Annotated in this window: 22 protein-coding genes; 15 read left to right on the top strand and 7 right to left on the bottom strand. The window is 61.1% G+C overall.

What is annotated here, in order from left to right; translation table 11 throughout:
* Positions 1-146 precede the first annotated feature (146 nt).
* The 3 genes from AC15MQ_RS19345 (at position 147) to AC15MQ_RS19335 (ending at position 4205) form a co-directional block, all read left to right on the top strand.
* On the top strand, positions 147-833 hold the full coding sequence (locus tag AC15MQ_RS19345) for an N-acetylmuramoyl-L-alanine amidase (RefSeq protein ID WP_483081043.1): 687 nt from the start codon (positions 147-149) through the stop codon (positions 831-833).
* A complete protein-coding gene (locus AC15MQ_RS19340) occupies positions 830-2764 on the top strand; it encodes a hypothetical protein (protein WP_483081042.1) in 1935 nt (644 codons plus the stop codon). Before AC15MQ_RS19345 ends, AC15MQ_RS19340 begins: the two co-directional genes overlap by 4 nt.
* 145 nt (positions 2765-2909) lie before the next feature.
* A complete protein-coding gene (locus tag AC15MQ_RS19335; protein WP_483081041.1) occupies positions 2910-4205 on the top strand; it encodes an extracellular solute-binding protein in 1296 nt (431 codons plus the stop codon).
* 84 nt (positions 4206-4289) lie between these two features.
* Here the strand turns inward: AC15MQ_RS19335 and AC15MQ_RS19330 are convergent, their stop codons facing one another.
* On the bottom strand, positions 4290-4982 hold the full coding sequence (locus AC15MQ_RS19330; protein WP_350496534.1) for a DUF3334 family protein: 693 nt from the start codon (positions 4980-4982) through the stop codon (positions 4290-4292).
* Between AC15MQ_RS19330 and AC15MQ_RS19325 the strand changes: the two genes are divergently transcribed.
* From AC15MQ_RS19325 to AC15MQ_RS19270, 12 genes are all read left to right on the top strand, one after another.
* Positions 4975-5127 carry a hypothetical protein gene (locus AC15MQ_RS19325; protein WP_483081040.1) on the top strand — a complete coding sequence of 51 codons (153 nt, stop codon included), beginning with the start codon at positions 4975-4977 and terminating at the stop codon, positions 5125-5127. The genes AC15MQ_RS19330 and AC15MQ_RS19325 overlap by 8 nt on opposite strands.
* Before the next feature lie 581 nt (positions 5128-5708).
* Positions 5709-6944, top strand: a complete 1236-nt coding sequence (locus AC15MQ_RS19320; protein ID WP_483081039.1) for a tyrosine-type recombinase/integrase — start codon at positions 5709-5711, stop codon at positions 6942-6944.
* A gap of 69 nt (positions 6945-7013) precedes the next feature.
* A complete protein-coding gene (locus AC15MQ_RS19315) occupies positions 7014-7967 on the top strand; it encodes a HipA domain-containing protein (protein WP_483081038.1) in 954 nt (317 codons plus the stop codon).
* Positions 7964-8713: an HIRAN domain-containing protein gene (locus AC15MQ_RS19310; RefSeq protein ID WP_483081037.1), complete on the top strand. Its 750-nt coding sequence runs from the start codon at positions 7964-7966 to the stop codon at positions 8711-8713. The genes AC15MQ_RS19315 and AC15MQ_RS19310 overlap by 4 nt, the downstream gene beginning before the upstream one ends.
* Positions 8685-8912: a type II toxin-antitoxin system MqsA family antitoxin gene (locus AC15MQ_RS19305; protein ID WP_483081036.1), complete on the top strand. Its 228-nt coding sequence runs from the start codon at positions 8685-8687 to the stop codon at positions 8910-8912. Before AC15MQ_RS19310 ends, AC15MQ_RS19305 begins: the two co-directional genes overlap by 29 nt.
* Positions 8913-9036: 124 nt before the next feature.
* Positions 9037-9336: a hypothetical protein gene (locus AC15MQ_RS19300; protein ID WP_483081035.1), complete on the top strand. Its 300-nt coding sequence runs from the start codon at positions 9037-9039 to the stop codon at positions 9334-9336.
* Positions 9337-9466: 130 nt separating this feature from the next.
* Entirely contained in the window at positions 9467-10168 is a 702-nt protein-coding gene (locus AC15MQ_RS19295; protein ID WP_483081034.1) for a hypothetical protein, read from the top strand.
* 141 nt (positions 10169-10309) lie between these two features.
* Positions 10310-10537: a helix-turn-helix domain-containing protein gene (locus tag AC15MQ_RS19290; RefSeq protein WP_483081033.1), complete on the top strand. Its 228-nt coding sequence runs from the start codon at positions 10310-10312 to the stop codon at positions 10535-10537.
* Between the two features lie 173 nt (positions 10538-10710).
* Positions 10711-11142, top strand: coding sequence for a DNA primase (locus AC15MQ_RS19285; protein ID WP_483081032.1), 432 nt, complete (start codon positions 10711-10713; stop codon positions 11140-11142).
* Positions 11135-12766 carry a YfjI family protein gene (locus AC15MQ_RS19280; RefSeq protein ID WP_483081031.1) on the top strand — a complete coding sequence of 544 codons (1632 nt, stop codon included), beginning with the start codon at positions 11135-11137 and terminating at the stop codon, positions 12764-12766. The genes AC15MQ_RS19285 and AC15MQ_RS19280 overlap by 8 nt, the downstream gene beginning before the upstream one ends.
* Before the next feature lie 188 nt (positions 12767-12954).
* Positions 12955-13416 carry a hypothetical protein gene (locus AC15MQ_RS19275; protein ID WP_483081030.1) on the top strand — a complete coding sequence of 154 codons (462 nt, stop codon included), beginning with the start codon at positions 12955-12957 and terminating at the stop codon, positions 13414-13416.
* Positions 13413-14069 carry a hypothetical protein gene (locus tag AC15MQ_RS19270; RefSeq protein ID WP_483081029.1) on the top strand — a complete coding sequence of 219 codons (657 nt, stop codon included), beginning with the start codon at positions 13413-13415 and terminating at the stop codon, positions 14067-14069. The genes AC15MQ_RS19275 and AC15MQ_RS19270 overlap by 4 nt, the downstream gene beginning before the upstream one ends.
* A 254-nt stretch (positions 14070-14323) precedes the next feature.
* On the opposite strand, the gene AC15MQ_RS19265 is transcribed toward AC15MQ_RS19270, so the two are convergent.
* From AC15MQ_RS19265 to AC15MQ_RS19240, 6 genes are all read right to left on the bottom strand, one after another.
* Positions 14324-14851 (bottom strand): hypothetical protein, encoded by a 528-nt coding sequence (locus tag AC15MQ_RS19265; protein ID WP_483081028.1) that lies wholly within the window; start codon positions 14849-14851, stop codon positions 14324-14326.
* 402 nt (positions 14852-15253) lie between these two features.
* Complete coding sequence (locus tag AC15MQ_RS19260; protein WP_287655600.1) at positions 15254-16477, bottom strand: ISAzo13-like element ISCap1 family transposase; 1224 nt, start codon at positions 16475-16477, stop codon at positions 15254-15256.
* A 53-nt stretch (positions 16478-16530) separates the two neighbouring features.
* Positions 16531-17001 carry a hypothetical protein gene (locus AC15MQ_RS19255; RefSeq protein WP_483081027.1) on the bottom strand — a complete coding sequence of 157 codons (471 nt, stop codon included), beginning with the start codon at positions 16999-17001 and terminating at the stop codon, positions 16531-16533.
* Positions 17002-17145: 144 nt separating this feature from the next.
* Positions 17146-17889 carry a hypothetical protein gene (locus AC15MQ_RS19250; protein ID WP_483081026.1) on the bottom strand — a complete coding sequence of 248 codons (744 nt, stop codon included), beginning with the start codon at positions 17887-17889 and terminating at the stop codon, positions 17146-17148.
* Positions 17886-19916: a BREX-3 system phosphatase PglZ gene (gene pglZ, locus AC15MQ_RS19245; protein WP_483081025.1), complete on the bottom strand. Its 2031-nt coding sequence runs from the start codon at positions 19914-19916 to the stop codon at positions 17886-17888. The genes AC15MQ_RS19250 and pglZ overlap by 4 nt, the downstream gene beginning before the upstream one ends.
* On the bottom strand, positions 19913-22738 hold the full coding sequence (locus tag AC15MQ_RS19240; RefSeq protein ID WP_483081024.1) for a DEAD/DEAH box helicase: 2826 nt from the start codon (positions 22736-22738) through the stop codon (positions 19913-19915). The genes pglZ and AC15MQ_RS19240 overlap by 4 nt, the downstream gene beginning before the upstream one ends.
* Positions 22739-22744: the final 6 nt, after the last annotated feature.

The raw sequence follows: 22744 nt of genomic DNA, 5'->3' as shown, positions 1-22744 counted from the left end.
TGGCTTGGCGCGCCCTCAACGGCAGGAGTGCCGGTTGCCGCGGATGAAGATTTCAACCCTGGTGACTTGAGATGATTTCTCGGCTCCTGCATTGCGTGTTTCTTGGTTTCGCCTGTGCATTGCTTGCCGGATGCGGCGGATTTCCGGTGAGTCCCGAGGGAAATGCCATTCTTGTGCCATCGCCAAACCACAACGCCCGCCGGCCAAACTTCGTGATCATTCACGACACCGGCAGTGGCGACGTCGAGCGTGCACTCAGGACGCTCACCGATCCCGCCCGCGAAGTCAGTTCGCATTATCTGATCGGACGCGACGGCACCCTGTACCAACTGGTCGAAGAAAACAGGCGCGCCTGGCACGCCGGAGCGTCCTACTGGGGAGGCAACAGCGATATCAACTCCGCGTCGATCGGTATCGAACTCGACAATACGGGGGCCGAACCTTACTCCGAGGCGCAGATCTTGACTCTCCTTGATTTGCTGAGGGGCCTGAAAACCCGTTACCGGATTCCGTCAAACAATTTCCTGGGACACGGCGATGTGGCCCCTGGTCGAAAAGTCGACCCGAGTCGGTACTTCCCGTGGCAACGTCTGGCGACTGAGGGATTTGGTTTGTGGTGCCGCCAGCAAGCGACTACGCTGCTTCCGGATCTATCCGATCCTGTCCTCGCACTCCAGGCCATCGGATACGACGTGGCAAACCCTGAGGCCGCCTTGGCGGCGTTTCGTCGTCATTTCCTGGGCATCGATACGCGCGGAGAGGCCAACGATGCGGAACGACAACTGATGCAGTGCCTGGCTCTGGAGAAACGCCGGAAACCCTCACCACCATGAAGCCGCTCATTTTCGGGAACTCGCCGCAGTGGCACGATGGCGACGGCAGCTACGACGATGCGACTAGTCTTGCGACACTTGCTGTCGCTTCCTGCCCGGATTGCCGATTTGTCGACCTCCCCCTGTGGGCAGTTTTCACTCTGGCATTGGTAGTCCTGGGCGGCTGTGCCGGTTTCGAGCCGCAACCCGGGCCACTGCCTGAACCCGGCGGCCAGTACGTCACGCTGACAACGCCGTTCATCGCGGTCGGCGACACGCAGGAGCACGAGTCTACCGGGTATCCCCTGCACGACAACGACAGCGCCATTGACGCTTTCGTCGAGGTGGCCCAGCGCCCGCCGGAGCAACCGTTGTTCGGGCGGCGCATTCTGGAGTGGGCGCTTGAGCATGATCCCGACGAGCCTTTCATTCACCTCGGCGATGTGATGGACCTCTCGTGCCAATCGGAAGCGCAGCGCATGGATCGCATATTCAAAGGCGCTCGGCAGCCGGTAGCGATCCTGCCGGGCAACCACGACGGCTTGATGTTCGGGATCTACGGTTATCGGCTGCTCGACGCGGTCATGGATGCGGGCGCCAAACGCTGGAATCGTGCCTGCCGCCGCGGAGCAGCGCCCGAAGACAGCGAGCGCAAGACCGATCGCGAAGCGCTGAGCAAACGCGACTTCATTGTCCGTTACCTCAGGAACAAGGCGCGTAGTGGGCGTGCTCCGGGTCTGCCGGATCCGCCCGTCGAGGGAGACTTCCGGATCAGTTGGCGAAATCCGGATCCGCAGGCGTTCATTTCCGCCATGGAGGTGCGTTTGCTGGACGGCTATCAGTATGCCGATTCGTTCCTCGCGCAACGGCTGCGCCTTCCCCGCGCCGAGGGCGCCCCGCGCGGGGTGGTGATCATCGGCCTGGACACCAACCAGGCAGGATCGCTGGTCAGCACCTGGGATACCCTGATGGGACGTAGCCCGGGAACCACCGGTCATATCCACCCGGATCAGATTCAGGTAGTCAGGGACTGGGTGATCGAAGCGGTGATCGCCGGCGACATCGTGGTCTTCGCCGGACATCACAACTGGTCGAATCTTGGTCTACCGTCGCGCCTGCTGCTGCGCAACCTGATGTCGATTCTGCGTCATCCGCTGGTGTACCTTTCGGCGCACACCCACCGCGGCTTCTGGGCGGTGCATACCCTACTCGCCCTGCGCCCGGTACTGGAACTCAACGTCAGTTCGCTGTCGGACTGGCCGATCGGCTACCGGCGGATCAGTTTTGCCATTGATGAACAGGCCAACCGCTTGCTGGTCCGCGGGGATCTGATGCCCCACGCTGCTGCCCCAAGCTTGACCGACGACGACCTGATGGCCGCCTGGGAGGCACAAACCTGCGCCCGCTCCGGACTCAAGCCGGAATTTCTGCGCATACACGACGCCGCGTTGGTGAAACGCCAGCGCGATTCGCGTGGCAGCATCATCGAGTGGTTGCTGCAGGAGTTGAGCTCGAGGTGCGAGGACGGCGAATGCCAGCAAGTCGTATTCCAGAATGCACAGTCGTATCAGGACGCACTCTTGCTGGCGCTGATACAGGTCGATCAGCATCTGGGTGTCGATGCCCACGCATTGCACCAGGTCGAGTTGCCGAGATGGTGTCATGGCGCCGACTTCAGCGTCTGCGCCGCCAGCCTGATGGACGAGCGCGCCACCGACTTCAAGTCGCATGTGAATCTGTTCCGGCGCAAGGCGGGCCTGGTCGATGTCGTCAGCAATCATCTGGATGATATTTCGACGCCGGAGGCCAAAGCCTACATGACCTGTCGCGCGGTTCAGGCGGCCAGGATCGACTTCGACGCCACCGATGACAAGCGCAAAGATTATCGGAGTGAAGCCAATCGCCGTGCCGAGCACTTCTTCCGGATCGAGGCCAGCGTTGGCATGGAATAGCCACTGCGCGACGGTGCCCGCTGTCTTTCTGGCCAGATCGGGTGCGTCAACGCATACCTGGCACGTCAGTGCCGCCGGCACCGGTGCCCACCAGGGCCTTGGGCGGCGGTTTCGTTTGTGGTTCAACAAGCTTGCAGGAGTGCTCATGTCCTTCCTCCGTCCCCTAGCGTTCACCGCCGGCCTGGTGCTGGCTTTCGCCGCACCGGCAGCAACCCCAGCCAAACCGGCCACCAAGCCGAAGCCGGCACCGATTGCCACCGCCGATCTCGAACTTGCCCACAACCTCGGTCCCCTTGGCGAAGAACGCCTGCAGGGAGTCGTTGACCGTTTCAACAGGGAAAGTGGTCGTTCGATGAAGCTGGTTCGCTATGAGAAGGGCCAACAACCCGCAGTACTGAACCTGGTTAGCCGCTATGACATGGCTGAAGTGCTGGTTCAGCAGAAGAAGTTCTTGCCGCTCCATGACATGATGACCAAAGCCGGGCAGCCGCTCAATGTTGACGAGTTGTCCGCTGATCTCAAGGCCGGCGTACTTGATGCCAAGGGCCGTCTGGTCGCCTTGCCTCTGGTTTACTCGACGCCGGTTCTGTTCTTTGACAAGAACGCGCTGCGCAAGGCCAAGCTCGATCCCGAGCAGCCGCCGAAGACCTGGCTGGAGATGCAGGGCATGCTCGACAAGCTTCAGGCCGCCGGATATAGCTGCCCCTACACGTCGTCCTGGCCAGTATGGGTGCATATCGACAACGTCAGTTCGCTGTCCGGCGCGCCGGCGATGAACGCCAGGGGCCAGCTGACCTTTAACGGACTACCACAGGTAAAACACGTCGCGATGATGGCCACCTGGGTAAAGGCAGGTTACTTCAGGAATTTTGGAAGGCGTGATGAGGCAAGTGCCCACTTCAGCAATGGCGAATGCGCGATGATCACCACGGATTCCCGTGAGGCAACCGATTTTCGCGATGCCCAGGGCGTTGAACTTGGTGTGACAGCGCTGCCTTTTCACGAGGATGTCTATGGCGGCCGCCAGCACACTCTGGCCGATGGCGCTTCGCTATGGTCCGGTAATGGGCATTCGCCGGCCCGATACAAACAGGCCGCAGAATTTGTCAGCTTTCTGCTGAAGCCCGAGATGCAGATCGAACTGGTGCGTACCTTCGGCCCCTTGCCACTCACCGCTGCGGCGCGGAGCGCTGCCCACAGCAAGCTCCTGAAGAACGAGGATCAGACCCTGCAACTGGCCTATGCCTCGATCGATGGCAAGGGTGCCCAACCGGGCGCTCGCGTCGCCAACATCGACCCGGTTCGCATCATTACCGACGAGGAACTGGAAGCCGTCTGGGCCGACAGGAAACCGGCCAAGGCAGCACTTGATACCGCCGTTTCTCGTGGCAATGCCGTGCTTGGCGCCAAACCAGGATTGAAGAGGGTCCAACCGTTTTGAGGGATGGACAGCGGTCAGTCCTAACAAGATCGGAGCAGCGCAGAACTCCTGGCAGGAGCAGACCGAGGAGTTATTGCGCCAGTTTCACATACCGAGCGACCGGAGCAGGTCGTCACTATCGTCTGCCGGCGTCTGCTGGGAAACGATAGTGGAGTCCCTGGACTCACGATTGGCCTGGGCGATCAACTCGTCCGGGTCGGGAGCCTTCTCGGGTTCGAAGTCATACAGTCGGATGAACTCGGTCCGGTCGGTTGCCAGTTCCAGGTAGAAAATGTTGTGACGACCGGTGAAAAATGTCACACGCCGGGCCTCGGGATTGTCGAGGTTGGTATCCACGCTCAACATCACTTGCTTGTTGAGGACCAGCATCCTCGGCTGATTCTGCGTGATATGCGTCTGCAATTCACGCTCGACCTTGCCGGTGAAGTCGCCAACGATCTGGTTCATCAGTTCCCCCATGACATCGCTGACCTCGTCCGAGGTATGAGAACTGGCCAAGCCTTCCTTCGCCATGCCCATGTCCAGCATGTAGCTTTCGTACAGTTCCATGGCGGCCTGCGCCGAGAAGTTGATGACCACGAGGCCGGAAAAACCACCATCGAACAGGACGAAGCAGCCGATATCCGGCTTCAGGCAGGTCTTGGTGATCCGCTGAGCCATTCCGGAATAGTGAATCTGGCTTTTTGTTGCGGCGGTCAGCACCTTGCTTACCGAGTTGCACAGGCTGATCAGCAGGTCCTCGGTGCCGAAAACGACGGGATTTTTTTCGTTGCTCATGATGATTGTCGTGGTTTCGCTATGGAAAAAACAGGGGAGGCGCTATCCGGCGAGTTCGCCGAGTCCGGAACTCATCCGCGACGGCACGGCAAACTGTCGAAGTCTGTACTCGAACCGCCTGGAACAACTGCTGCCGACAAGTTAACGAACTCCCGGTCAGACACGGCAATGAGATCGTGCCGCATTACCAGATGCTGCATTTCTTCATGGTCTTTTCCAGCGCGAGGCTGGGGTCGGCAACAGGTTGATCTGGCGGATTCCATGGTGACGGACATGGTGGCAATCGACAATTTCCTAGCAGCAAATTTTACGTCAATCTGCGCGGATCTGTCTGGCGCCGATACGATACGTTTGAAGCCGTCGAGGCGTACAGGAAAGAGAACGACCCGTTCAGACGGTTTTTCTTTGCTGGAGTGGATTCGGATTGATCGAATCTGGCTACACGGTGGCTACACGAAGGCCAGAAAGCAAAAAGCCCAACCTGGGGAGTTGGGCTAAGCCTCTATTTTTGCTGGTGGTGATGGGTGGAATTGAACCACCGACCTATGGGTTATGAATCACAAAGTCCAGCGTTTTCCGTGGGTTACTAAACCTTAACGAATATTGACAAATCAAGACGTTGCTGACATACTTTCCTTAATTGGGTTACACCAAATTGCATGGTTTTTGACCGCAAATGTAACCCAGGAGTAACCCCGGTACAACCTAATAGCATAAGGTGACGGCATGGACGATCAAACGAGGTTCCAATTCAACAAGGAAAAGCTGCTCGCTCTGCCATTGCCGGCGACCGGCGCGCGGATGACCTACCACGACACCAAGACAACAGGACTGCAACTGCGGGTAAGCCCAACAGGCGTGAAAACCTTTTCCATGTACCGGCGCACCAAGGGCGGCGGGCCGGAGCGCGTAACCCTGGGGCGCTTCCCTGCCATGACCGTAGAGCAAGCGCGCAAGGCTGCCTCTACGGTGAATGCCGAAATCGAGAACGGCGCGAACCCTGCTGAGGTGAAACGCGCACTCAAGGCAGAACCGACCTTTGCCGAAATGTTCAAGGAATATGGCGCACGGCACGGCATCAAAAAACGATCTTGGACCACCGACCAAAGCCTGTACACCAATCATCTTCAAAGTCTCTCCCCGCGAAAGCTGACCACCATTTCACGCGCTATGATTTCGCGCATCCTGTCCGATCTTGAACGGGAGGGAAAAGCCGGTGCAACCATCAACAACGTGCGGGCGCTGGTTTCGAGCATCTATGGCCGCGCGATCGAATGGGGCTATGCCACGGCGAACCCGGTAACGGGAATCAGAACGCGCGCCAAGGTGAAACGCGACCGCTTCCTACAAGCCGACGAACTGCCTCGCTTCTTTCAATCGGTGGCGGAAGAGCAGAACGAAACACTACGGGATTACGTCCTGCTGGCGCTGCTAACCGGCGCACGACGAGCCAACTTGCTGGCGATGCGCTGGGCAGAAATCAACCTGGCCGATTCCGTCTGGCGCATTCCCGACACCAAGAACGGCACACCGCAGAACGTGACCCTATCGCCTGAAGCAGTGACCATCTTGCAGGCACGAAAGGAGGCTGCCAAGCCCGGCGCTGTGTTCGTTTTTCCTGGCACCGGCACCAGCGGGCATATCGAGGAACCGAAGAAGGCGGTCATTCGCATCATGGAGCGGGCCGGTATCCCCTATGGGCGCAACGACCCGAACGGCGTTACCCTTCACGATCTGCGGCGCACCCTGGGAAGCTGGCAAGCCAAGACGGGCGCATCGTTGGCCATCATTGGCAAGAGCCTGAACCACAAGAGCCAGCAGGCAACGGCAATCTATGCGCGACTCGACCTTGACCCGGTGCGGGCATCTGTCAACACGGCAACGGCGGCGATGATGGAAGCTGGCGGCATGAAAGAGGCGGCCGAAGTGGTGAATTTGTCGATCAGCCGGAACGTAGCGTAATGCTTATTTTTTGGGAGCACATGGTGCGACGCATCTTCGCCGTTGACGAGCACGCATGAGGATCATTCCGTGAGCCTCGCGACCCGCATCATTCCGTCGGAGCCTATTGACGTCGCCACTTGGACGGAGGATGAAGATTTTGCACGCTACCCGGAGGGCGCGCGCGCCAAGACGGCGTGTTTTCCACCCGCCGGGCCTCTGCCCAACTACATCAGGCCTGGGCGCCGGTATCTGTTCAAGCGATCGCGGAAGGCATTTCCCGAGCAGTTCTGGGCAGAGATCGCTGCCTATCACATCGGTGGCCTATTGGGAGTCGAGGTGCCACCGGCATACCCTGCTGTCAATAGTTCTTCGGGGCAATGTGCCGCACTAATTGAGTGGTTCTATGAGGATGGCAAGACACGGTTCGTGATGGGCGGGGACTTCATGCAGAAAATGCTCGAAGGCTTCAATCGCGAGAAGGGTAGTCAGCACAATTTCCATTCGATACGAGTCCTGTTCCGCACCATAGATAGGCACGGCTGGATGGAGTCAGATTGGCGAATGACGTGGGGGCAAACCCTGCTTTTCGATGCACTGTGCGGCAATACTGACAGGCACCAGGACAATTGGGGGGCGCTGTTCGATCTTACCGATGAAGGGCCGAAGGTCCGGCTTTCGCCCTGCTACGACAACGGCACCAGTCTGGGCCATGAGCTGTCGGAACATATTCAGGGAAAAAATTGGGACGATGCACGATGGTTACGGTATGTGACCCATGGAACGCATCACATGAAATGGACGTTGGAATCGGCGAACCGGGAAGGGCATCTATCGGGGGTGCAGAAGTTTGCCCATTTGTTTCCGCTCTTGCGCGATCTGATGATGTCTCGCCTATCGGCATTCGACATGGTCGCGTTGCGTGACACTCTCAATCGCCTTGCCGAGATCCCGATGACGGTTCCCTTGTCGCCGTGGCGGGCAAACTTGATATTTCGTCTTGTCGAGATTCGTCGAGACCTTTTGCTGAAGGTATTGCAATGAACCGCATCCAACACCTTGTTGAGCCACATCGCCTGTTCCTGGCCTGGCAACGGCCAGTGGCCGGCATGGAGCATCGTTCGCGTCGCATCGTGGGTGAGATTGAGCGGAGGGCGGACGGCGCCGTCTTCCGATACCTGGAGAATCTGTCGGACTACCAGGAGGCTCGGAGCGAGGGTTTTCAGGGGTTTCCGGCGTTCTCAATCGGCAAGGGCCAGGAATACACTTCGTCAGGCGTCCTCAAAGCTTTCATGCGTCGGTTACCGCCCAGGAAGCGGGAAGATTTTTCCGAGTACCTGGCACAGTTTCGATTGCCGATACCTTTCGATGGCTCCGACATGGCATTGTTGGCCTACACGGGGGCGAAGCTACCGGGAGACGGCTTCGAGATCATTCCGGACTTAGCCGATGCCCTCCCCCCCCTTGAGCTTGTAATGGAGGTTGCCGGCTTTCGCCATCAGGCGGTGTCAGCAAGTAGTTTGTCTGTTGGCGAGTCCGTCACATTGGTCGCCGAGCCAGACAACCCGGCTGATCCTGATGCTATCGCCGTGCGTCATCGTGCCGGCCGTATAGGCTACATCGCCAAGCCTTACTGCGCCACCGTGGCGAACTGGCTGCGCGCTTACACGGTAGAGGCCAGCATCGAGCGAATCAACGGCAAGCCTGAGCGGCCGCTGGTTTATCTCTTCGTCAAGATTGTCAGCAAGGCGAGGGAACAAAGTGAAATGCCCTATCTGCCGATACGGTGAAACCCGACCCGGCGCTGTGACTGTTTCATTTGAGCGCGACGGCATGACGATCGTTTTCCGCGAAGTGCCGACGCTGGTGTGCGAGAACTGCGGCGAACCCTTCCATGAAGAAATCGTGACCGCTGCCTTGCTGAAACAAGCCGAACATGCGGCGGCAGGTGTGGAAATCGACGTGCGACGCTTTGCGGTGGCGGCATGACCTGAAAAGACCTGATTTTTGCTGCGCCTAGCCCGAGGCTGATCCCCGAGGGCAAAAACCTGGTTCCCTTGCCTGGCTGGCGCGGCATCCTGAACTAAGGGCGAAGCGTGAAAGGGGCGCTGAAATGATAGACCCGGAGCAGGAACGGGAAGATTTCATTTCGATCCGTGACTTGGTCGGAATCATCGCAAGCAGCACGGGGAAACCGGAGCAGAGGGCGGCGGCAATGCTAGCTGCTTCGCTCGCGAAAGATCCGGCGTGGTCGCGTCTAGCATTCCACGAATGGAGTCAATCCTATGGGTGCGTAGCACTTGAAGAGAATGGAAGGCGCGAGAACGCAGCCCGTCAACGCCTCAATACATGGGCGGAATACGGGAAAGACAAACCAGGATTCGAGGATTTCGACGATGAAATACCCTTCTGATATGCTCGACTGCGTTGGCTTCCTTCGCTCTGAGGTATGGCCATTGCTGGAGAAGGGAGGAATACAGGTACCCGCTGTCCTGCCGGCACGGGAGCCGGCTTGCCCTGATTGGCCAGATTGGAAGCAAGTTATGTCCTTGCTTCCGACGTTAACCAATAGTGAGGCAGCATCAGCATTCGCCGGTGTTGACCTAGAAGCGAGTGGCTATCGATCAGATGACGAGTATGTTGAGGTCTCGCGGTGGAAATCAGTACTCCAGCGGGCGATCGTGGCTGACGAGCTTACTGCCGAAGCCACTGATTTTGACAATAATGGAATGCCTACAGAGTGGTGCATTGTGCCTGCTGATATGGTTTCATGGTGTCACGCGAACGGGCTTGCTTACCCTCTGCCGTCTCGCGTGTCTTTGCCGACGACTGATGCGGGACTCCGAGAGGCACTGGCAAGCTGCGACCGAGAACGCGCGCAGTGGAAATCGAAAGCAGAGTCCATGTCAGTAATAGGCGGCCAGTGCGAGAGCTTGCAGATTGAGATCGAAAGGCTACGCGGAGATCTGCGCACAAAGACCGATGAGCAGGAAACCTTGACTGTCGAACTGAACCAGATGAAATCAGACGCGTTGACCGGAAAGTCGAGGACCACGGCGTTGAAGATAATCGGCGGTCTCGCGATGCAGGGCTACGGACTGAACATTCACGCCACGCGGCTGGAGCGTATCAGCGATTTAGTCAGAGACCTGCAGACCGCGGGAGCGGCTGTAACGGAAAAAACCCTGCGAGGACTCTTGAAAGATGCGGCGAACGTCATTGAGCCGAAAAATCAAAAACCTTGAAACGAGCCTGAAACCCTGAAGAATCATTGGAACATTCGGTAAATACCGAACCTGTAATCGGTATTTACCACTTTCCCTATTTTCCTTTCCCCAGACTTCGCTTCTTGAACTGCGCTTTGCAGTTCTCAATTGGAGCGAATGATGACTACCAAGAATCTCTGTAACCTCATCGCAGCAGGCGCGGACCTGCTCGACGAGAAAGAAGCGGCGCGGTTTCTCGACAATTCCCCCGGCACCCTTTCTGTGTGGCGCTGCACCGGGCGCTACAACCTTCCCTTTATCAAGATCGGGCGCAACGTGCGGTATCGGCGCGCGGATCTTATTGCCTGGCTGGAAAAGCGCACCCGCGAAACCGGCGCAACGGCGTAGGTGGCGGCGATGAGCACAAAAGGAAAGGGCCGCAACGGTGGCAACCGCGCGACCCCAAATACAAAAGCATTCTCTGCCCGCAATTCTACCGCAACCCCTAACCCGCTGAAAATCTGGTTGAAGCCTTCGCGCAATCGGAAACCGAAGCGCGGCTGGCAAAGGGGGGCGAAGCGATGAGCGCCGTCGACAAGATCCTCCCTCATCTCGACAAGGTTCGGCGGACCGGCGCCGGCACGTGGTCAGCACGATGTTCTGCTCACGACGACCGCGGCCCAAGTCTCGCTGTCCGGGAACTTGATGATGGGCGCGTCCTGCTTCATTGCTTTGCCGGATGCGATGTGCACGACGTTCTGGCTGCCGTCGATCTGGATATTTCCGACCTATACCCGCCGCGCGCCATCGATCACATGGTGCAGCCGCTACGTCGACCGTTCCCAGCGGCAGACTGTCTTCGCGCAGTCGGTTTCGATGCGTTGGTTGTCGCGGCGGCAGCAGTGGCTGTGGCGGACGGGAAGCCGGTCACCGAGACAGACCGCGATCGTCTGATCCTGGCCGCCTCGCGAATTCATGCGGCGATCACTGCGGCGGGGGTGCGCCATGGATAGGGGCGTCGAACGCGGTCAATCGTTTCTCGATGAAGAGGCCAGAAGGATGCTTGCGGACCACGTAGGCAGCACCACAGGCCGGGCAAGGGCAGAGTGGCCGGACGGCGAAAGCTCGACAGCGGACGATTCTGCAAGCCCTGCATGGCCTGAACCTCAACCGTTGCCAAAACTTCCGAAGGTGCCAGACTTCCCGCTGGAGTTACTGCCAGATGATCTGGTGGATTACGTTCGAGACGCATCGGAACGAGCACGATTTCGGCCGGACTTCGCTGCGGTGGCGAGCATGGCCGCTCTTGGCAGCGTCATCGGAAGGAAGATCGGTATTCGCCTGAAGCGGTGCGACGACTGGACAGAGTACGCTAATGTCTGGGCTGCAATGATTGGTCCGCCGTCTGCGCTAAAGTCGCCTGCGGAACGCGCAGCCATGCGACCGTTCAAGAAGTTGCAAGTCGCGGCTGACGATCTGCACCGGCAACAACGGGCCGAATACGACCTGAAGGCGGAAGCGTTCAAGTTGCGCAAGGATGCTAAGCGGAAGAAAGTCGTCGAAGCGCTGGCGATGGACTATGGCGCCGCAGTCGATCTGGGTGATGAGGAACTCCCTGCAGCGCCCGTTGCGCGGACCTACTGGACAAGCGAGCCGACGGCCGAAAAGCTTGGCGTGATGCTGGTCGAGAATCCGCATGGACTACTGGTTGAGCGCGACGAGCTATCGTCGCTGCTGGTCAAGTTGGAAGACGATCGTAACGCGACGTTGCGGGGCCTGTATCTTTCGGGGTGGTCTGGCAACGAGGGATACCGATTCGACTCCATCAGCAGGGGCACTACGGCGCTGCCAAAGTTCGCGCTTTCCGTGGTCGGCGGAATGCAGCCTGGGCCGCTATCGCGCTACGTGCGCAGCGCATATTCAGGCGAACGGGCGGACGGCCTGCTGCAACGATTCCAACTGATCGTCTGGCCGGATTCTGAACCGTTTGTCCTTGTCGATAGATTCCCGAATTGCGACGCACGAACCGCGGTGGACACACTGTTTGACCGGGCAGATAGCTTTGACCCGATCGCCATGGGCCAGACAGACGGCTTCGGCAACGACCCGCCATTTGTTCGTCTCTCTGACAAGGCACAAGGGCATTTCAATGAGTGGTACATCGCCTTCATGCAGAATCGCCGATCGGTCGAGGCATCGGCCGACGAAAGCGGCCCAGTATCGGCTCACTTCGGGAAATACCCAGGGCTTGTCGGTAAGCTGACGCTGATCATACACGTTGCGGATGACCCTGATGGTACGGAGGTATCCGAGCGAACCATTCTCAAGGCGTTGGCGTGGCTCGACTACCTAACGCCTCACGCGCAGCGCGTCTATCACTCGGCGCAGCACCCGGAAACGGGAGCTGCCGACCTGCTGCTTGCACGGATGCGGCGCGGCGAATTGCCCGACACCTTCAAGTCTTGGGAAATCTCGCGCAAGGGATGGCATGGGCTGGCCGACCGCGAGGCGGTCAAGAAAGCGTGCCGTCTGCTGTTCGAGTTTGGTTGGCTGATTGAAATACAGGAAGGTGGCGTGTCGAACGGCGGCAGGCCTGGTGATCCGGTCTACGCCGCGTCTCCGGCAGTGAAGAGATGACTGACTACCTCGCACTTCTCCGGCAGAAAAAGCCATCGGACGCAACTGCACAATCTGCAAAAAGTGCTTTACGCAGTTTATGCAGTTCGCCCATAGCTCTCAATAGCTCCATTTCTTCAGAGATCACCTCGTGGCGCTGGCTGTTCCACTTCGCCGACCGCAACCCGCTGGAGGTCACATTCTCGTCAGTGGCGACCCATACCGAGGTGCTCGACACGTACCCGAGTGCTCTGGCGGCGGAACCGATCGAGCCGGGCCGGCGGCAACCCGACACACTGCTGGCCGGTAACCAGGAAGCGGTAGTTCTGGACTGGTTGGCGCAGATCGGAGAAACCGATCAGGAGGCCATTGCCGAAGTGCTGACCCAGTGTGAGCACGCTGCGCATGCGCGGGCGTACTACCTGGGTCGGGCCGGTGCAGATCCGCAAATCTACGACGACCAGCGATGCTGTTCGCAGTGCGGCAACCTGCGGTCCGGCGTCTGCGTCGCCGCTCGACCTGGCGGGCTGGTGTCGGCAATCGTCGGCTACCGGCCGGCATCCCCTGGCGTGCTTCAGCGGTGCGCGGGCTACTCACCGTATGTCAGTGACACCGATCAACGTCCGGGGCACGAACGTTGGACGGGACTGATCCAGAAAGGAGTCGAATGATGGTTCGTAAGCAGAAGACACAGGAAGCCGAGAAGTTCCCAAGGAAGACAATCCCTTGCGAGTCGGGGCCTTCCGCCGAGGAGCAAGGGCGGGCGTACGCAAAGCTGCTATCCTCCCCCGATGTATGCGCGTACCGCGTCATTCTCGCCAACCACCCAAAGGATCTGGCGAAAGAAATTGATGCCCCGACATTTCTGGCGATCTTGCGCGAGCAAGCGGCGACGGTGCAAGGCGGCGACATGTCCCATCCCGAGGCGATGTTGATCAATCAGGCCGCGGCGCTGCAAGCCCTTTTCGTGCGGCTCGCCGAGCGGGCGGTGGAGCAAAGTCACATGCCGAACCTTGAAGGCTTCATGCGGCTGGCGCTTCGGGCGCAGTCTCAATGCCGGGCAACGCTGGAAACACTGGCCGCGATCAAGAATCCGCCGATTGTCTATGCCCGGCAAGCGAACGTGACGACTGGGCCGCAGCAGGTCAACAATAGCGTCGCCGTACCTTCGCGCCCGCGGGAAATCGACGCTGAGCAAACCCAACTATCAGGGGGAACCCATGAGCTACTACCGGACGCCCGAACATCGGGCATTGCGAGCCGAGTTGATCCGGCGCTGGAAACCTTGGGAGAAGTCGACCGGGCCGAAGTCTCCCGAGGGTAAGGCGCGATCGGCGATGCGCGGATTCAAGGGGGGGTGGCGTGATCAGTTGCGGCAACTTGCACGGGCGTTGCGGGAGCAGGCCGAAACGTTGAAGCGCATCGGCTAGACGGTCGGTGGGCTGCCCACACCACCGATTCAGAGCGCTGTACGGACTCAATCCGCCGCTCTCCCCTGGCTCGTCCAACAAACGGATCAGATCGTGACTTCGCACGATCAATCCTTATTCGTTAGGCCTCTGTGCAAGCGCTGAACCTTCAGCTGAACTCAATCTCAAAGTTGCGATCGACGGCGAAGTCATGCAGTACACGGACGGCAGAAGTTCCTTGCGTGGGCAGGCTGAGGCCGGCAACGAGTTCAAGCCTACGGCATGCGTCCGTTGCTGCACGGATCGCTTGACCATCTAGAAGCACCGTGGTTCTCACTCCACGTGTCCTCAGTTCAACTCTTGTCCTACCCACCTGACCTCGTACAGTTAGGCGAAAGTCATCTCTGCGTGTTGGCGCGTAGCGAGCTTGGACGCTACCTGCATGAGCAGTGGCTGCGGCGAACCCCGCCCCGGTAAGGCTGTATTCGCCTTGCCCCTTCTCGGCATTCCGGAAGAGCCCCTTCTTGTCCACGGCGGTTTCAAGGGCACGCTGGAAATCGCTGTCGTGGTTTCGCGAACCCAGATCACGATTGGCGACAAAGAACAGTTGTTGGCGATAGACGACTGTTCCCTCGTTCGGGCTCATGCCGCAGAGCAGCGCAGCATGAAGAAGGTATTGCTCAATGGAGGAGGGCATAGGACGCCGGTTTCAGATGCCTAATCGGGATAGGAGAAAGCCTCGCGGCCTTCCCCTCCCACACCACCGGACGAAGGGGTCACGTATCCGGCGGTTCGATGAATTGAATTCCTACCGCGGCGCACGGCTCGGTAGGCCCATTTGGTCGAAGAAGCACAAGGGTAGCGCGATCGGCGGGGCCGGTGTCTGCGACACCCGCCACGGACCATCCCTCGCCGGCAGCCCCCTCTACGCCTCGCAGCCAACTACCGGCACCTCTTGACCGCCATTGACACCCGCTCGACCCCATTGTTTCCAGAGATAGCAGCGTAACTTGCGTCGTACCCACTTGTCGAGGTTGCGCAGAGGGCAAAGCACCTTATTCGCTAAGGACGCAAGCAAAAATAACTTGAACAATACGAGTTATTTGTCATTGTCCCGAGGTATCAGCCGGTAGTTCCATTCGCCATGAAACGCGTCGCGCTCGATGGCGAGCGAAGCCAGCTCTTCGTCGGACACCTTGATTCCCGACGTATAAGCGTTCTCATCGATCGCCGCCTGGATTCGCAAGCCGGTCTCGGTGGTCGTGTTGCCGATCAGGTTCACCACCACCTGTCGACTGACTAGCGGTCGTCCGCGCCAATTCGCGGTGATGTGGCAGAACATGCGATGCTCGATCTTGTTCCATTTGCTGGTTCCCGGCGGGAGATGACAAACCTGAACCGTCAGGCGCAGTTCATCCGCCAGTTTCTGCAACTCCCTTCGCCATAGACGCACGCGATAACCGTTGCTGCCACCGCCATCCGCGGTGATCAGCAGACGGCGAACATTCGGGTAGGTCACCTGTCCCATTTCGCGCCACCAGCGCCGGATGCTCTCGACGGCGAATTCGGCGGTATCGTGGTCGATACCGACACTGACCCAGCCCGTATTGGTGGTCAAGTCATAAACCCCGTAGGGTGCGACCTTGCCGAGTTCACGGTCAATGAAGTCATGAACCCGGACTTCTTCTGGCTTGCCCTTGGGTTGCCACTCTTTGCCGCCATTTTTGAAGTCGCCGATTAACTCTTTCTTCTTGGTGTCCACCGAAATGACCGGATCACCTGCCGCCTGATACTCCGCAACGGTGCGGGCAATGTGGCTGAACTGGGCATCGCGGTCTTCATGCTGCCCACCCTCTCGGGTCTTTCGCGTTGATTGCAGACTGAAGCCTGCCAGACTCAACAAATCACACAGGCTTCGCTGGCTGACCGTGTGCCCCTGCCGCCTCAGTTCTTCAGCCAACCGATAGGTGCTCTTGCAGGTCCAGCGCAGCGGCGACATCGGATCACCACGCGTTGTCGGCTCCACCAAGGCGTCGACATCGCTCAGCAAGCTGGCATCCTTGTCAATCAGCTTCTTTCGCCCACCTCCTGCCGCTCGCGCCCGGAGTTGCACGCCTTGCTCCCCGGCCGACACCGGTGCATTCAGTTCACTCAAACCGGCATGAATCGTCGTGCGCGACAGGCCAGTCGCCTTGGCGACCAAGGTGACGCCACCACGCCCCAGGCTTCGTGCCTCCGTCGCCGCCCAAAGGCGAAGCGTGGACTCATCCAGCCTTCCACACAGCGCTTGATACTTGGCTTCTATGGCTAGCTCTTGCTCCATGCAGAAACCATAAGACAATTACCACAAATGTTCAAGTTATTTTTGCTTACGTCCTAAGCGCAGACCGAGACCATAGGCTCCAAACGACCGTCCTCGTACTCCATCACTACGGTCGTCACGCAGAGCGGGGAGTTCGACAGCTCTAGACGAAAACTGGAGTAATCGCCGTGCAGATTTCGCAGTTGCTCGGGCAGACCCTTCGCCAGAGAATCCATGAGCGGCCCGAACAGCGCTTCCTGCGCGTTCGGGTCACCCACGAGCGAGGCATGCGCAACGCCCAGCATTTTCTGACCATCCGCGTTGTGAACAGTGAAGTTCCGGGAAATCGTTTGCCACGGCGCAGACAGAAAGTCAGTGGCCGACAAGTGTCTTAGCAACGTGAGTTTTTTGGCGTCGTCGCCATCCATCACGTAGGTCTTACCCGCAATGCGCATGACGTAGCCTTCCTCGTCCGCATACGCCCACAGGTTGAGTACGACTTCAGGATCCCGGAGCACCCGGGCCTGTGTCTTGGCTTGCCTCATGTGAAAGCTCCATATTGATCATGTTGACCGTGCAGTCGACCAACTGTTCTCCGATGGTATCTGGCACACGGCAGCCGCCCAACCAGTGCCAAGGAACCCGGACCGACAGATGCTGGACAGGAAGTTGTCGCGCGCCGCTATGCATCAGGCTCGGCCCCTTTTCAGTTCCACGACGTCCGAGTCGAGCCCCTGCCGATGCACTCGGAACTGCGAGGCGCCACGAACATGACTGGCGTTCACGTCGACCTCGAAGGGGAACAGTGCTGAATGTCCGATCAGCTGGTCAAACGGGATTGATGCCTCCTCGGCGTCGACGAGCAGAGCCTCGATGAGCACCGTGCCCACAGCCGGCCCGACCGTTCTGCGATGGAGCGCGCCTTCGTACATCCCTCGCGTTGCGGTGTCCCGAAGTACTCCCCACTGAATCATGGAGCGAACGATGCGCTGTCCAGCGCGCTCGAGGGTCGAGCGCTCACCCCAGGTACTGACGAGGCGGCGCGTCAGGTGCGCGAGCGTGAAGCTGCCCTGCAGCGTCAGAAGACGGCCGATGGCGGCCGCGACATCCGTGAAGACCGGATACGTGCCCATCATCATCGCCCAGTGCAGGGCGAGCCTCTCGTCCGCCGAGCACCCGGCGAGCTGTACGGTGGCGTGCTGCCGAAGGGCCTCGGCGCCTTCATGGACCTCGCCCCAGATGTGATTCAATACGGTTACCGTCTTACCCCGGGCGCTGTTGCACCTATCGCCACTTAGCACACCCTCGAGTAAGTTCCGAAGGTATGCTCGCATCTCGTCGGGCGTGGCATCCGCCGCCGCCTGACCAGCCGCCGAGTCGAGCCACGCGAGATCGATACGCCGGTCGAACCCGATGCTGGAGCGCCGGTTCATGACCGCCCCGCGATGCGGACGAAGGGCACCATCACCTCCTCGAGCGCGATGCCGCCATGGCTCACGGCTTCCTTGCCCTCTGGCATGAAGCAGGCGCCGTACGGTGCGATCAGCGGGAAGTAGTCCTGGGGGAGTCCGATCTGCGGCCACTTGATCGCGTTCGGGTACAGGGGCGCGGTGTTGTCGCGGAAGCCCTTGTTGCGGAAGATGTGGGCGCGCTCGCCACGCTGCTGGGCGGTCACTCCGACGTCGGGCTTGCCGAAGCCTCGCCCGAAGACGTTGCCGTGATCCGCGGTGATGAACACGGCGAAGCCTCGCTGAACCAGCGCGTCCACCAGCCCCGCGAGCTGCTTGGTGCGCGACCAGACCTCGACCAGACCGTGCAGCCCGGGCGTGCCGAGACCGACCTGGTGCATGCTCTGGTCGATGAGCCCGATGACCGCCCCGATCACGCGCACGGCACCGTCATCCGCAGCGCCAAGCATGTCCGCCGCCAGCGGCTCGAACGACTCGTTCTTCCCTTGCGGCTTCAGGTACCGGATCGCGCGTTCCGGCAGCCCATGGTCCTGCCAGAAGTTCGACCAGTGTTGCGGCTCACGGTGGGTGCCTTCGATGCTCTTCGCGAACTCGAGCGGGACGCGGCCCGAGAAGATGGCCTGTCGCCCGATCTGCGTGAGCGTCGGGATCCAGCTGAAGATCGCGTGCTCATCGAAATGGAAGCCTTCGAGTGAGTCTCTGACGATACGCCACTGGTCGATGGCCATTCCGTCGATCACGAGCAGCGCGACACGCTCAGTGCCTGGCTGGCCGAGGTGATGAGCGAGATAGTGGGGCACGTGGTGTCCGAGCACCGGGTGCGGCAGATAGGGGAGCGTCGCCATCGGGCCGAAGCACCGCAGAAGCCAGTTCGAGAAGGCCGCCTGAACACGTTCCACGAACCCGATGGCAGCGGTTTCGCTCGTCCTGTCGCGGTCCGGCTGGGTCTGCCATCGCAGGCGCACCCACGTGCCCCAGCGGAGGCTGTAGTCCTGCCACTCCTGGTAGGTCGCATCGTCCGAGCTCGGGATTGTGGCGCCGAGCTCGTCGAGCAGGTGGAAGAACCGGCCCTCGGAGCTCGACGCGGGAGAGCCGGCGATGCCGACGCCGAACCAGCGGTCGTCGTCGATCGGGCGCACGGCCGCCGTCGGCTCGAGCAGCCCCTCGACGAAGAGGTTGTCCATGTAGACGCGGACATCGTCGTGGTCGAATGGCAGGTCCGTCGGGCCGGAGATGCTCGGCTCCGCCGGCTCACGCCCAGGCACAGCCTCCAGGCCTTTGGAGACGAGGAAGCCCGGCCAGCGCTCGCCGAGAAATTTCAGGAACGCCTCGCGATTCGGCACGATACGTTCCAGTGGCCACGACCGCCACTTCGGCCTCTGTGTGAGCACCTCGATGAAGCGTGCGTCCAGGCTCTCGGGAAAGACCTGCGACCGGTAGTGACGGCGAAGCAGAACACGGAGCAGGTCCGCCGGCTGCTTGATCAGTTCGGGCGCGATCTCGAAGACATGCCGCAGAACGAAGTCGCGGGTGGCGTTGGTCCCGAGGTTTCCCGCGCCCGCGTGCTCGTGCGCCTGTGCGAGCGCGTCGAAGTGTTGTGGATCCAGCTCCGCTACGACGTTCGGGGCCAGCGACGGGAAGAGGTGGACGAGGCTGAACGACAGGACACGTCCGCTCTCGCGCGCCTCCTCGAGCAGGTCGTGGGGAATGTGCTTCAGGTCGCCGTGGTCGGTGCGGATGACGACGACCAGGTGCGTGGCTTCGCCCCAATCCCAGTGCTGACGGAAACGGCTCTCATAGGCGTAACGGAAGGCCACCGGATCGCCGAAGGTCATGAGCTCGAAGCCCCGCGCGGCGAGGCGCTCGACTACCCCGGGCTCGGTGAGCAGCTCATCGGGGTCGCTCACCACGGTGAGCCGTCCCGCCTTGGCGCTGGCCTCGCTGAAGTGCTGCAGGATTGGACCGCGCCAGCCGTCGCGCCGCTGCGTCATGGCGCACCCCCGGTCCGTGTCACCGCGACGAGCAGCATCGGGCTCAGCTCGGGAAGGCCGTGTTCTCGTGCCTCGATTTCGCGCCGCCAGGCCGCCTCTTCGTCCGCGAGCTGTGCCAGCCGGAAGTCGCGAACCTGCGGCAGGCCGAGCCGTTCGATCATGCGGCGTCGAGCGGAGAAGGCGACGTTCATCTTCCGCGACTCCATCGACAGGCGCTCGCGGTGCCGCTGCAAAAGCTCGTGGTACGTAGCCTTCCCCTGCTGCTCCGCTGCCCCTCGGGACTGCTCGAACGCCCGCTCCGCGGACCCGTCCGTGGTAGCGGCCGCTGGCAGCACCTCGAGCCCGTCGGCCAGTTCGACCGGGCGATCCCACACCACGCGCGCCGTTGGCCCGAGCGTCTGCCCCTCGGACGTAACGAAGATCGGCAGCACGCGCTGCTCCCGGCCGTCGAAGGTCGACATGCCTACTCGCCACAAGGACCAGAAGCCACCGACCTTGTCCGACACGCCAGGAATGACGACGTGCGCGACTGGCATGCCGGGCGCGTAGGGCGGGATCCGTGTCGTCAGACCACGGATGCGTGGGTCTTCGATCGTGAGCAGCGCCTTGCCGGGATCGTCGGCCGCGGAACGGCTGAACGACGCGGCGGCTGTCGTTCCGCCACCAGGCCACGTGAGGTCGTAGACGCCGGGCGCCTTGCTCTGGACCGAGGATCCACGAGCGGCCTGCGTGCGCAGCCACGCGACGGTCATACGTTCGGTCCAGAAGGGCATCTGGTGCCCGGCGACCTTCTTGGCGGCCGACGGATCCAGCTCCTCGGTGGCTGCCAATACCGCCGAGCCCTCGCGAGCCGAGCGCGCTCGCGCTCGGATGGACTCGGCCAGCGCCTCGGCCCGGGCCTCGGCCTCTTCGGGCGAGAGCACGGCACCGACGTAGAGCTGCTCGAAGTCGACGCCGCCCTCTTCGGAGTCGAGCACATCCGAGAGCTTGTCGACGCCGAACTCTTCGAGGATGCGCTGGAGCTTCTCCTCCAGGACCTCACGCACCCTCAGCTCGACGGTGTCCTCAAGCGCGAAGTTGAGCGCACGCACGACGTGCTTCTGGCCGATGCGGTCGACCCGGCCAATGCGCTGTTCGATCTTCATCGGGTTCCACGGCAGGTCGTAGTTCACGATGACGTGGCAGAACTGGAGGTTGAGCCCCTCGCCGCCGGCGTCCGTGGAGATAAGCACCTGGGCGTCCCCGGCGAACGCCCGCTGAACCGACTGGCGCGCCTCGATGTCCATCGAGCCGTTGAGGCACGCCACCGTGTAGCCGCGCTGCTGCAGGAACTCGGCGAGCATCGTCTGGGTCGGAACGAACTCCGTGAAGACCAGCACCTTGAGCGCCGGGTCGTTCTCCTCACGCTGCAGGTTCTGAATCCAGGCGAGCAACGCCTCGGCCTTGCTGTCGGGCGCGCGGGCCTCACAGCGTCGCGCAGCCGAAAGCAGGAGCTCGACCTCGGCTCGCTCGTTCTTGAGCCCCTTGAGCCGGCTCTGGAGGAGCGACTCCATCTGGTCCTGCCCGTCGAGCTCGACCCACTCCGCGCCCACATCTTCGCCGAAGAGCGAGAGCTGACCGGAAGGCAGCTCCAGCACATCGAGGCGCCGCTCGAGAGCCGTCCGGATGGCGGCCGTGCTCGACGTCACGAGCCGCTGCATGAGGATCATCAGGAACCCGATGGCGGTTCGCTTCTCCCGGAGCGCCTGGTTGTACCCCTCACGCACGTACTCGGTGACGGCCTCGTAGAGCGCGCGCTGCTCCTGCCGCGAGGCGTCCCACTCGACGGAGACGATCTGGGTGTAGCGGGGCCGGAAAAGCGGCTTGCCATCGGCGTCGATGGCGCGCCGCTTCTCGGTCCGGATGACGTAGGGCGCGACGTTGTCGCGCGTGACGGACTCGTCGTCCGGCAACGCGTCGGCGTCCAGGAACGCGACCAGGCGCCGGAAGGCGTCGGTCTTGCCCTGGTGCGGCGTGGCCGAGAGCAGCAGGAGGTACGGCGACGCCTGGGCCAGCGCCTCGCCGAGTCGGTAGCGGGCCACCTGTTCGGAGCTGCCACCGAGCCGGTGAGCCTCGTCGATGATCACCAGATCCCAGCCGGCGGAGACCAGGTCCTCAAAGCGCTCGCGGTTGTAGCGAGCCACCTGCTCGCGCGACCAGCCCCGCCGCGTGTCCATCGGCTTGATCGAGTCGAGCGGGCACACGACCTGATCGTGAAGGCGCCAGAGGTTCTCCTTCTCGTCGACGCCGGTGAGCTGCCGCCACGCGGGGAAGTTTCCGGGTTGCACGAGGCGGAAGTCCTCGCTGAAGTGGGTCTTCATCTCGCTGACCCACTGGCTCGTGAGCCCCGCGGGCGCGACGACGAGGATGCGCTTGGCGAGACCTCGGACCTTCAACTCTCGGAGGATGAGTCCCGCCTCGATGGTCTTGCCGAGGCCGACCTCGTCGGCCAGCAGGTACCGCAGGCGGTCAGCGGACATCGCCCGCTGGAGCGCAAAGAGCTGGTGGGGCAGAGGGATGACCGAGCCTTCGAGCGGCGCGATCAGCGCATCGCGCTCCATGGCGTCGAGGATCCGGGCCGCCGAGGCGACGTAACAGAGCTGGTCGAGCGATGGCGCGACGGCACCGGCGAGCGGCTGCAGGCGGCTTCGGTGCAAGCGCACGACCGCGTCGCGCCGGGCGAGCCAGACCTGCGCGGTCTCCTCCCCCCACACGACGTCCAGCGCGATGACCCGGCAGGGCTCATCGTGGTCGAGGCTGTAGCACCAGTCACCCGCAGACATGCGCCT

The sequence above is a fragment of the Candidatus Accumulibacter propinquus genome, from assembly GCF_056856495.1.
This window is presented reverse-complemented; position numbering and strand designations above follow the sequence as displayed.